Here is a 10,114-nt window from a genome sequence, read left to right as displayed (position 1 = left end):
CCTGATCCGCGGCCATGATGTGGTGATCAGCGCCGTGCACTTTCTGGATAGCGACCCCGAAACGCTGATCGCCGCCGTGCGTGCTTCCGGCGTGAAGCGCTATCTCATTGTCGGCGGCGCCGGCAGCCTTGAAGTCGCGCCCGGCAAAAGGCTGGTCGATACCCCTGAATTCCCTGATATCTACAAGGCCGAAGCACAGAAGGGCGCCGACTTCCTCGACACGTTGAAGACGGTGGGCGACCTCGATTGGACCTTCCTGTCGCCCTCCGCCATGTTCATTCCGGGCGAGCGCACCGGCAAGTTCCGCCTCGGCAAGGACACGCTTCTCGCCTCGGACAAGGGCAGCAGCATCTCCTTCGAGGACTATGCCATCGTCATGGTCGACGAGATCGAGAAGCCGGCCCACATCAGGCAGCGTTTTACCGTCGGCTATTGATCAAACGGCGGCGGCCGTGTCTCGATCGAGGCCGGCAGACGCCAACCGCATCAGCGCTTCGCGGACACTGATGCGCCGATAGGTTTCGGTGACGAGGCCGTCCTGTCTCAGATCCTGGCGGCGGCGTTCGACAAAGGCGCGTTCCTCGCTGGTCAAATCGTGCTCACGCTTGCGCAGCCAGTCCTGGTAGGACGAATCGAGTTCCTTGACCGGCTTGGCCGCGGTCGAAACCGAAGCCGGCCGGCTGTCGCTGTAGCGCGGCCGCAAGGCACTGTTGGGATTGTATTCAGTACGCCTGTCGTTGCCTGAAATGACGAGGTCGGGATCCGAAACCCGACCCGACGGGTCGTAGACGAAGGCCGATGCGATGCGGTCGAGCGCCGCATCGACTTCCTTCGGCCGATGCACGACCTTGCGTGGAGCGCGATCGGGAACGGCCAGCCTTGTGATGCCGCGATCATTGATGGCGTCGAGCACTTCTCGATGATCGAGCGAGGTGATGATCTCGCGCCGGGCCGGCCAGAAATCATAGGGCGCGTGCGCGCCATAACCCTTGCCGATGTGGAAGGCATAGATTTCGGGATAGACCTTCAGCTCCGTGCGACGGCTCGGCTTGATGTCGTAAAAGGAGGTGATGGCGATCTGCAGAAGATGGGTGGCGCCGATGCCGCCAAGCGCATCGTCGATCACCAGGCCGAAGCGGTCATGCGGGTTCCAGTCCGGCAAGGCCTGCGGGATCGAGGCGGGCTTGCCGTCGATCTCGACGTCGAACATATCAGCCTTCAACAATGTCACGACATGCATTGCGGTCTCCGTCGTCTTCCGCCGATTCGTCGGAACGTCATCAAATCAGCAGCGCTTGCGCTTGTCAGCCGGCATCCGGCTTGAACCGTTCGAATCGGGGCTGACCAGCTAGGCCTTTCGAGACTCCTTCCCCATCAGCGTCGGCATGGTTAATAGTGTCGACTTCGCGGAGAATCGATCATGGAGAAGAGCCGGCTATCGAAGAAGGAGCGGCATGCGCTCATCCTGACGGAAGTGCGCCGCTCGGCGTCGATCCGTATCTCCAGGCTCGCTTTGCGCCTGGGTGTCGCCGGCGAAACGATCCGCCGCGACCTGATCGAGCTTGGCGATGCAGGACTGCTCAACCGAACCTATGGCGGCGCGACGATCTCGCTGGTGACATCCGAACCGGTGATTGCCGAGCGCAGCCAGACCATGATCGAGGAGCGTGCCCGGATCGGGCGTGGTGCGGCCGGACTGGTCGAGAAAGGCCAGATCGTGATGATCGATGGCGGCTCGACCACCTACGAGGTGGCACGCAGTCTCTCGCAGCTCAAGCGCGAGCTGACCATCATCACCAATTCCATCGGCGTGGCCTCGGTGACCGGGGCCAATCCGACCTTCCGGGTTATCCTGTGCCCTGGAACCTATGACAGCCGCGAAGCCAGCGTGGTCGGTGAGGATACGGTGGAATTCGTCAGGCGCTACAATGCCGACATTGCCATCATCGGCGCCTCGAGCCTGTCGGTGGACGGGCCCAGCGACATGATCACGGGGGCGGCGGCGGTCAAGCGGGCGATGATTGCGCGCGCGCTGTCGACGGCGCTTGTGGTGACCAACGACAAGTTCGGCCGCAACAGCCTCGAACGCGTCTGCGGGCTCGGCGAGCTTTCCGACATCGTCACCGATCGTGAGCCGCAACCAGCGCTACGCGCTGTCATTGAAGCGGCTGGAACGGGACTCCACGTTTTCAGCGGCGGCTGAACGGAGTTGCCGAGGGCGGAATCGAACCCGGCAGGAAGAATGCCAGTCGTCAGGCCGGGAACAGGAATGCCGAAGCGGGATCGAAAAAGATGCGCTGACCTGATGTGGCGGCGCTATCCGCTTCCTCTGCATCCGAGGTTGGCCTGACATCGATTTCGTCGCCGCTGGCCGTACGCGCCACGACGCGCCGGCGATCGCCGAAGAAGGCGGTATCGACGATCTCGACGGCGAGTGCCGCGCTTGTTGGCCCGGGCGTGAGGCGGAAGGCTTCCGGGCGCACCATCAGCCGGACCTTCTGGCCTTGGCCGAAGGACGTTGTCGTCTTGACGCCGGTCACGATCGAGCCGTCGGCCAGGCGGATCGTTGACGCCCCGCCCGCGGTTTGCAAATGCTCGGCCGGCAGGAAATTCGAGTTGCCGATGAAGCCGGCAACGAACTCGCTCGCCGGCCGGAGGTAAAGATCCTCGCCGGTACCGATCTGTTCGATGCGGCCTTCCCTGAACAGGGCGATGCGATCCGAAAGATGCAGCGCCTCCTCCTGGTCGTGCGTGACATAGAGGATGGTGACGCCGGTCTCGCGGTGGATGCGGCGGATCTCAGCCTGGATCTCCTGGCGCAGCTTCTTGTCGAGCGCCGACAGGGGTTCGTCCATCAAGAGGATCGGCGGATCGTAGGCCAGCGCGCGGGCAAGCGCCACGCGCTGCTGCTGGCCGCCAGACAGCGCGCCCGGATGGCGGTCGGCGAAATTTTCGAGGCGCACCAGCGCCAGCATGTCGGCGACCTTGCGCTTGATCTCGCCATCCGGCCGGCGGCGAACGCGCAGCGGAAAGGCGACATTCTCGGCGACGCTCAGATGCGGAAACAGCGTGTAGCGCTGGAAGACCATGCCGATGTTGCGCTTGTGCGACGGCACCGAAAGCAGCGACCTGTCCTCCAGGAGCACATCGCCCGAGCTCGGATCCTGGAAACCGGCGATGGCGTAGAGGGTGGTCGACTTGCCGGAGCCCGACGGGCCGAGGAAGGTCAGGAACTCACCCTTGGGCACATCGATGGTGACGTCATGGACGGCGACGAAGGCGCCGAACGTCTTTCTCACTGCGCGTATGGACAGGAACGGTCGGGTCATCTGGACAATTTTCTGCGAAGGAGTGCGGTCACGATCATCAGGCACAAGGTCAGGCCGACAAGCAGGCTGGAGGCGGCGGCGACGACGGGGCTGAGGTCGGCGCGCAGGCTAGCCCAGATCTTGACCGGCAAGGTCTGCAAGGTCGGGCTTGCCATGAAGATCGCCACCACGACTTCGTCCCATGAGGCCAGGAAAGAGAAGATCGCCGCCGAGAAGATGCCGATCCTGATCGACGGCAAGGTGATCCTCAACCGTGCCTGAAACGGGCTGGCGCCGCAGACGATGGCCGCGTCCTCGATGGATTTGTCGAAACCCTCGAGCGCGGCGGTGATAGGGATGATGGCGAAAGGCAGCGCGAGGATGGTGTGGGCGATCACGAAGCCGACCGTGGTGCCGGCGAGGCCTATGCGCAGGAAGAAGGCGTAGATGGCGATGGCGAAGACCACGACCGGCAGCACCATCGGCGTCAACAGCAGCCCGCGCAGAACCTGGCGTCCGCGAAATTCGCCCCTGACCAGGCTGAAGGAGGCGAACAGGCCGATGATGACGGCAAGGATGGCAGCCATGGCGGCAATCCGGGCGCTGGTCAGCGCCGCATCGATCCAGCTCGGGTCGGCCAGCAATTGCTGGTACCATTTCAGCGTCCAGCCGGGTGGCGGGAAGGCCAGCCAGCGCGACGAGCCGAATGACAGGAGCACGATGAAGACCACCGGCAGCAACAGGAAAGCCGCGACGGCCGCCGTGAAGCCGACAAGCGCCACGCGCAGCCATCCGAGCCTGTCGTAGTCGAGCAGCATGCTCAGATCCCTCCGCCGGTGCGCCTGGCGCCGACCAGGCGAAGCTGGATCGCGTAGAGGGCCATGGTGACGACGAGCAGGACGAAGGCGGCCGCACTTCCGAGCCCCCAGTTGAGCAGCGACTGCACCGTCTGGGCAATCATCTCGGCCAGCATCATGTTCGATGTGCCGCCGAGCAGGGCAGGCGTCACGAAGTAGCCAAGTGACATGACGAAGACCATCAGGCCGCCGGCGGCGACGCCGGGAAGCGACAGTGGCAAGAGGATGCGGCGGAAGGCCTCGAACGGGCTTGCGCCGCAAAGGGCGGCGGCGCGCAGCGTCATCGGATCTATCGCCCTCAGCGTGCCGACCAACGGCAGGATCATGAAGGGCAGCATGATGTAGACCATGCCGATGGTGACGCCGGCCAGATTGTTGATGAGCGGCAGCGGCTCATGGATGATGCCCAGGCCCATCAGTGCCCTGTTGATGACGCCGGTGCGTTGCAGCAGCACCATCCACGCATAGGTGCGGGTGAGAAGGTTTGTCCACATCGACAGGATGATGATGCCGAAGACGATCGAGCCCAGGGCCGGCGGCATGATCGCCAGCATCCAGGCCACTGGGAAAGCCACCAGGATGGTGACGGCGGTGACGACCGATGCGACCAGGAAGGTGTTGAGGAACACCCGCACATAGGTGCCGCTGCCGAACAGCGCGGCGTAGTTCTGCAAGCCTGGCTCAGGATCGGTGACGCTGCGCAGCAGCAAAGCGACCACCGGCACGATGAAGAACAAGCCAACCAGGAGCAGGGCCGGCAAGGCGCTGCCGCTGCCGGCCGGCAGGCCGGCAACCGAGCCGCGTCTGAAAGAATTTCCCTGCATCGAGTGGTCCTGTCTCGAAACGGGGCGCGCAGGCCGCGCCACGTCGTTCTGCAACGGTGTTACTTGGTCTGCCAGGCATACCAGCGCGTGGCGATCTCGTCGCGATGCTCGGCCCAGTAGTTCATGTCGAGGTTGATCTGGCCCTCGACATGGGCATCGGGCAGCGCCTTGACGGCATCGGCCGGCATCTCCGCCTTGGCCTTGGTGTTGATGGGCGCATAGCCGCTTGCTTCGGCGAATTTCGCCTGGCCGGTCGGGCTGGTGGCGGCGGCGAGGAACTTCATCGCACTGCCCTTGTTCTTGGCGCCCTTCGGCACGACGAGCACGTCGGCGGCGGTGAGGTTCTGGTTCCAGGAGACGCCGACATCGGTGCCATCCTGCTGCAGGGCGAAGACGCGACCGTTCCACAGCTGGCCGAAGGCGGCCTCGCCGGAAGCAATCAGCTGCTGCGACTCGGCGCCGCCGCCCCACCAGACGATATCGGACTTGATGGTGTCGAGTTTCTTGAAGGCCCGGTCGAGGTCGAGCGGATAGAGCTTGTCCGCCGACACGCCGTCGGCCAGCAGCGCGATCTCGATGACGCCGGGGGCCGACCATTTGTAGAAGGTTCGCTTGCCGGGAAATTTCTTGGTGTCGAACATGTCGGCCCAACCGGTCGGTTCGCCCGAGACCGCGCCCTTGTTCCAGGCGAGCACGAAGGAATAGTAGAAGCTGCCGACGGAATGCTCATTGCTGAAACGCGGGTCGAGATCGGCCTTGGGCACGACCGCATAGTCGATCGGCTCGAGCAGACCATCCTTGGCGGCCTTGATGGCGAAATCCATTTCCACGTCGACGACATCCCAGGTGACGTTGCCGGCATCGACCATGGCCTTGAGCTTGCCGTAGTCGGTTGGACCATCCTGCAGCACCTTGATGCCGGAGCTGGCTTCGAAGGGGGCTGCCCAAGACTTGGTCTGCGCCTCCTGCGTGGTGCCACCCCAGCTGGTGAACGCCATTTCATCGGCCTTGGCGGCTGTCGCCGCGAGCAGTCCGGCCAGCAGGCCGGTCAAAATCAGTTTCATGTCATTCTCCTCTGTTGGTCTGTTCTTGTTTTTCTCAGTGCACCTGCGTCCCGCGGTTCTCAGCGCATGACGAAGGGATCGGGGATCGGCTCGTCCGAGGTGTTGATCCAGACGGATTTCGAGCGTGTGTAATCTCTGATGGCATCGAGCCCGCCTTCGCGGCCGAGGCCAGACAGGCCGTAGCCGCCGAAGGGAACGAGCGGCGATACGGCGCGATAGGTGTTGACCCAGACGACGCCGGCATGGATGTCGCGCGCCATGCGGTGCGCCTTGCCGAGATTGCTGGTGAACACGCCAGAAGCCAGGCCGAAGGGCGTGTCGTTGGCGAGTGCCAGCGCCTGCGCCTCGCTGTCGAAAGCAAGCACGCTGAGCACCGGCCCGAACAATTCCTCGCGCACGCAGGGCAGATCATTGCCGCCGGCATCGATGATGGTCGGTGCGTAGTAGAAGCCGCTGCCGGCTGGCCGCGTGCCGCCGGTGACCAGCGTGCCGCCCGCGGCAAGGCTCTCTGCGACCACCTTCTCGATCCAGTCGCGCTGACGCAGMGTGGCCAGTGGACCCATTTCGGTCACCGGATCCTGCGGATCACCGATGCGGATCGCTTCGGCCTTGCGCTTCAGCCGGGCGAGGAATTCATCCTTCACCGAACGCTCGACCAGCAGCCGCGAGCCGGCGACGCAGCTCTGGCCGGTCGCGGCGAAAATGCCGGCGACCACCGCGTTGGCGGCGCTGTCGAGGTCGGCGTCGGCGAAGACGACGACCGGGCTTTTGCCGCCGAGTTCCAGAGTGGTGTAGGCAAGGTTCTCCGCCGTGTTCCTGACGATGGCGCGCGCCGTCGACGGACCGCCGGTGAAGGCGACGCGCGAAACCAGCGGATGGCTGGTCAGGCGCCGGCCGCACTCCCGGCCGAAGCCCGTGAGGATGTTGACGACCCCTGGGGGGAAGCCGGCCTCCTGGACGAGTTCGGCAAAGGCGAGCAGCGGCGCCGGGCCGTCCTCGGAGGCCTTGAGCACGATGGTGCAGCCGGCGGCGAGCGCTGGGCCGAGCTTGACGGCTGAGAGGAAGAGCTGCGAGTTCCACGGCACCACCGCGGCAACGACGCCGATCGGCTCGCGGCGGATGGTGACGTCGAGATCCGGCTTGTCAACAGGCACATGCGTGCCTTCATGCTTGTCGGCGAGCCCGCCATAGTAGCGATAGTAGTCGCCGACATAGGCGATCTGGGCGCGGGTCTCGCGGATGATCTTGCCGGTGTCGCGTGTCTCGAGCTCGGCAAGTCGCCCGGCATTGGCGGCGACAAGGTCGCCCAACTTGACCAGCAGCTTGCCGCGCGCCGTTGCTGTCATCCTTCGCCATGGGTCTGAGCGCAGTGCGCGGTGAGCCGCCTCGACGGCACGGTCGACATCGGCTTCGCTCGCCGCCGGCATCCTGGCCCAGGCCGCGCCGGTCGACGGGTCGACGCTGTCGAACGTGGCGGACGGCTCGTCGAAGCGGCCGTCGATGAAATTCCTGAAGAGGGCGTCGGTCATGGGCTCGCGATCAGAGGAAGGCCGGCATCACCCGGTCGATGAACAGTTGCAGCGATTTCATCTTGCGCTCGTGCGAAAGCCCGCTGTCGATCCAGATCGAGTACTGGTCGTAGCCGAGCGCCTCATAGGTCTTCAGCCGGGCGATAACCTCATCGGCCTCGCCGATCACCAGGTTCTGCCTGATCTTGTCGGGCGCGTATTGCGGCATGGCCGCGATCTCGTCCGCCGTGAGCGGCTCCAATATGCCTTGATGCACCGGCTTCTTGTTCTGGAACCAGGCGCCGAACTGGCAGTAGAAATTCGACAGGTCCTGCGTGAGGCGATCGGCATCGGCCGCGTCTTCGGCAACGAAGGTGTGCATCAAAAGCATGATTTCCGGCCGTTCGATCTCGGGATGCGAGGCGCAGGCGGCGTTGAAGCGCTGCATCAGGCTCGTCACCTCGTCATCGCCGGAAGCCAGCGGCGTCACCTGGACCTTACATCCATTGGCGACGGCGAAATCGTGCGAATTCGGGTCGCGGGCCGCCACCCAGATCGGCGGGTAGGGTTTCTGTAGCGGCTTGGGCGAGGAGGTGGTGGCGGGGAATTGCCAGAACTCGCCGGAGAGTTCGAAGTCGCCGTCCCAGAGGCCGCGGATCGCCGGTATGATCTCGCGCATGCGCTGGCCGGCGCCCCAGGCGTCGAGGCCTGGAAAGATGCGCTGATATTCATAGCTGTAGGCGCCGCGCGCGATGCCGATGTCGAGCCGGCCGCCACTGATGACGTCGGCCATCGCGGCTTCGCCGGCAAGCTTGATCGGATGCCAGAAGGGCGCGATCACGGTTCCAGTGCCAAGGCGGATGTGGCTGGTTTTGGCCGCGAGATAGGCGATGTTGATGAAGGGATTGGGCGAGATGGTGAATTCCATGCCATGATGCTCGCCGATCCAGGCGGTCTCGAACCCTGCCTGTTCGGCCATCAGGACCAGCTCCTCGAGCTCGGTCACAAGCTCGGAATGCGGCTTGGCCAAGTCCGACCGTTCCATGTGCACGAAGAGCGAGAATTTCATCCGTGGTCACCTGTATTGACGATGGAAGCGCTGGGTCTGGCGAGCGGCCGGACCTCGCCTTCGACATCGTTGCCGACATAGACGCCGAAGGCATCCACCGAGCATTCCCTGATATAGCGCGCGAGCATCGAGCGGATCGCCGGATCGGGCATCTTCAAGCCTTCGATCGCGTCGATCTCGATCAGCCGGATGCCGCGATCGCTGGAAGCGGGCACATCAAACGTGCCGCGATAGTAGACGTGCGTGCGTGAAACATTTCCGGCGTCGTCCCAGACGGCGAACAGGAAGCCGAGCTGAGCCTCGATGGCCTTTGCCGCAAGCAACCCTCGCAGACTTTTGCCGTCACCGGCCGAGCCCAATCCCCGGCCGCGCGGCAGTTCAAAGCCGTCCGCCGTTTCCAGGAACAGGATCCGGCCACCATTTTCGAGGATGGCGCCGACATCAGTGCCGGGCTGGGTGGCGGCGAGCGCGTCCTGGCTGAGGCCGGGGGCGACATAGGCGCCGCGGCAATAGCCGAGCGGCTGCGCCGAATTGTGCTCGAAATCGCGGACGCGGCCGATGAGGATCGAATGATCGCCGGCCTCGACCAGCCGCTCCATGTCGCAGTCGAAGGACGCGACGGAGCCGTCCAGCACGGGGCTGCCGGTCCGTCCCGGCCGCCATGCCACCGAGGCGAACTTGTCGGCCGCTTTCGAGGCAAAGACGCCGGACGCTGCCTTTTGACCCTCATTCAGGATGTTGATGGCGAAGCTTTTCGAAGTCGCGAAGACGGGATGGCCAAGCGCCTTGTGGGCGATGCAGACCAGCACCAGCGGCGGATCAAGCGACACCGAGGTGAAGGAGTTGGCGGTGAAGCCGCGGGGCTCGCCTTCGGGGCCGATCGTTGTGACGATGGTGACGCCGGTGAGGAAGGAGCCAAGCGCACGGCGGAACTCGCCGCTGTCGAACCCGGTATTCGCCTCCGCAGTGTTGTTTTGTTCGATCGCTTCGTCCTCTGCGAGGAAGTCAACGATATGGCGCGTTGTCAGATCGGGCGCGGCGACCGCCATCATGTGCTTCTCGCCCGGCAGCACCGTGCAGCGGCCATGCGGCGCCAGGCGTCCCATCGCGGCCGACATTGCCGGCGAAGAGTTCCTGTCCTCGGAGCCGGTCATGAACAGGGCCGGCACGGCCAGCGTCGGCAGGCGGTCAGCATGATCGCCGTCGGCACGAGCGAACAGGCGATAAGTGCGGGCATAGCCTTCCGGGTCGACCGCGCTCAGTGCGGATGCCGTCTTCTGCGCTGCCGCCTCCAGTTCGGCCGGCACCGGATCTCCGAACCAGCGGGCAATGGTTTGTGCCGTGCCGGCCGTATCGCTGCGGCCGTTGAGCGCCACGGCGCGCTGGCGAACTGCTTCGGCCAGTTCAGGTGGACGCCGGAACACCGCGTTAAGCGAAACGATGCGGCGGACGCGCTCCGGTGCGTGCAGCGCGAGTTCCTGGGC

10 protein-coding genes are annotated in these 10,114 nt (G+C 64.5%); 2 read left to right on the top strand and 8 right to left on the bottom strand.

Features of this window, described 5'->3' with window-relative positions; genetic code table 11:
* On the top strand, positions 1-436 hold a 436-nt coding region (locus AC1DX0_RS24500), incomplete at its 5' end, for an NAD(P)-dependent oxidoreductase (RefSeq protein WP_477357142.1).
* On the opposite strand, the gene AC1DX0_RS24495 is transcribed toward AC1DX0_RS24500, so the two are convergent.
* Entirely contained in the window at positions 437-1,240 is an 804-nt protein-coding gene (locus AC1DX0_RS24495; RefSeq protein WP_477220274.1) for a hypothetical protein, read from the bottom strand. It lies immediately after the preceding gene.
* A gap of 180 nt (positions 1,241-1,420) precedes the next feature.
* Here AC1DX0_RS24495 and AC1DX0_RS24490 point away from each other — a divergent pair, with 180 nt between their 5' ends.
* Entirely contained in the window at positions 1,421-2,203 is a 783-nt protein-coding gene (locus AC1DX0_RS24490; protein WP_477220273.1) for a DeoR/GlpR family DNA-binding transcription regulator, read from the top strand.
* A gap of 49 nt (positions 2,204-2,252) precedes the next feature.
* Here the strand turns inward: AC1DX0_RS24490 and AC1DX0_RS24485 are convergent, their stop codons facing one another.
* From AC1DX0_RS24485 to AC1DX0_RS24455, 7 genes are all read right to left on the bottom strand, one after another.
* Positions 2,253-3,329, bottom strand: a complete 1,077-nt coding sequence (locus AC1DX0_RS24485) for an ABC transporter ATP-binding protein (protein ID WP_477220272.1) — start codon at positions 3,327-3,329, stop codon at positions 2,253-2,255.
* On the bottom strand, positions 3,326-4,126 hold the full coding sequence (locus AC1DX0_RS24480; RefSeq protein ID WP_477220271.1) for an ABC transporter permease: 801 nt from the start codon (positions 4,124-4,126) through the stop codon (positions 3,326-3,328). Before AC1DX0_RS24480 ends, AC1DX0_RS24485 begins: the two co-directional genes overlap by 4 nt.
* Before the next feature lie 2 nt (positions 4,127-4,128).
* Positions 4,129-4,989: an ABC transporter permease gene (locus AC1DX0_RS24475; RefSeq protein ID WP_477220270.1), complete on the bottom strand. Its 861-nt coding sequence runs from the start codon at positions 4,987-4,989 to the stop codon at positions 4,129-4,131.
* Positions 4,990-5,048: 59 nt separating this feature from the next.
* Entirely contained in the window at positions 5,049-6,053 is a 1,005-nt protein-coding gene (locus AC1DX0_RS24470) for an ABC transporter substrate-binding protein (RefSeq protein ID WP_477220269.1), read from the bottom strand.
* 59 nt (positions 6,054-6,112) lie between these two features.
* Entirely contained in the window at positions 6,113-7,582 is a 1,470-nt protein-coding gene (locus AC1DX0_RS24465) for an aldehyde dehydrogenase (RefSeq protein ID WP_477220268.1), read from the bottom strand.
* A 10-nt stretch (positions 7,583-7,592) separates the two neighbouring features.
* On the bottom strand, positions 7,593-8,630 hold the full coding sequence (locus AC1DX0_RS24460) for an LLM class flavin-dependent oxidoreductase (protein ID WP_477220267.1): 1,038 nt from the start codon (positions 8,628-8,630) through the stop codon (positions 7,593-7,595).
* Positions 8,627-10,114, bottom strand: a 1,488-nt coding sequence (locus AC1DX0_RS24455; RefSeq protein WP_477357140.1) for a flavin reductase, incomplete at its 5' end; no start/stop codon positions are given. The genes AC1DX0_RS24455 and AC1DX0_RS24460, both read right to left, overlap by 4 nt.

The organism is Mesorhizobium sp. P3_A9, from assembly GCF_056402975.1.
This window is presented reverse-complemented; position numbering and strand designations above follow the sequence as displayed.